Consider the following 1,282-nt stretch of genomic DNA (forward strand, 5'->3'; position numbering starts at 1 on the left):
GCCGAAGTCGCCGGCATCCGCAAGCGCGTCAGCCCGCATACTCTGCGGCACAGCTTCGCCACCCACCTGCTCGAGCAGGATGTCGACATTCGCGTCATCCAGGTGCTGCTCGGGCACTGCAAGCTCGAAACGACAGCGCTCTACACCAAGGTCTCGACCCGGACGATCCACGCGGTCGCAGGGCCGCTGGACCGGCTGATGGCGCTGATGGAAGGCAAGACGCCGTCCGGCTGAACCGGTGCGCGCCGACCTGGAGGTCGCCGATATCTTCCGTGCTGCCGGCCCCGGATACCGGGTCTCCCACGCCGGGCATCTGAGCCTGCAGCAGCTCAAGGTGATGTCGGCGATCGAACAGTGTCGCACCGCTGCATTGGGTGGTCATGTCGAAGCCTGTGCGGACTGCGGCCAATGGCGGATCGCCTATAACAGCTGCCGTAACCGGCACTGTCCCAGGTGCCAGGGCGCGGCCGCGCGTACATGGCTCGCCGAGCGCGAAGCCGACCTGCTGCCAGTCGGATACTTCCACGTCGTGTTCACGCTGCCGGCCGAAGTCGCCGAGATCGCGTTCCACAACAAGGCGCTGGTCTATGACCTGCTGTTCAAGGCGGCATCGGAGACCATGCTGACGATCGCGGCCGATCCCAGGCATCTCGGCGCGCGCATCGGCATCACCGCCGTGCTCCACACATGGGGATCGGCGATGACCCACCATCCGCATGTCCACATGATCGTGCCGGGCGGCGGCATCGCGCCGGACGGGAGCCGCTGGATATCGTCGCGCGCGGCCTTCCTGCTCCCGGTCAGAGTACTGGGCAAGTTGTTCCGCCGCCTGTTCCTCACCCGGCTGATCGCGCTGCACGACGCCGATCGGCTCGCCTTCTTCGGCACCCTTGCTCGTCTCATCGAGCGGCAGGCCTTCCTGCGGCACCTGTCGCCGGTCCGGAACAAGCGCTGGGTGGTCTACGCCAAGGCGCCCTTCGCCGGGCCGGAAGCGGTGCTCGCCTACCTGTCGCGCTACACGCACCGGGTCGCGATCTCGAACCGCCGCCTGATCGCCTTCGACGAGGCTGGAGTCACCTTCCGCTACAAGGACTATCGCCGCGATGGTGTCGAGCGCCAGCGCGCCATGACGCTTGCCGCCGACGAGTTCATCCGCCGCTTCCTGCTCCATGTCCTGCCGCGCGGGTTCCACCGCATCCGTCACTATGGGCTGCTCGCCAGCTCCGCCCGCAAGGCCAGCCTCGCACTCTCGCGCGAACTGCTGAACGTCGATCTGCCGCCC

Annotated in this window: 2 protein-coding genes; both read left to right on the forward strand. The window is 67.2% G+C overall.

What is annotated here, in order from left to right:
- The coding region (locus NKJ01_RS36150) for a tyrosine-type recombinase/integrase (protein WP_352735363.1) at nucleotides 1–234 on the forward strand (234 nt) is incomplete at its 5' end.
- A gap of 4 nt (nucleotides 235–238) precedes the next feature.
- The coding region (locus NKJ01_RS36155; protein ID WP_502905966.1) for an IS91 family transposase at nucleotides 239–1,282 on the forward strand (1,044 nt) is incomplete at its 3' end.

Origin of the sequence: Mesorhizobium sp. M0276, assembly GCF_040321755.1 — a bacterium.
In the GTDB taxonomy this organism is placed as follows: domain Bacteria; phylum Pseudomonadota; class Alphaproteobacteria; order Rhizobiales; family Rhizobiaceae; genus Mesorhizobium.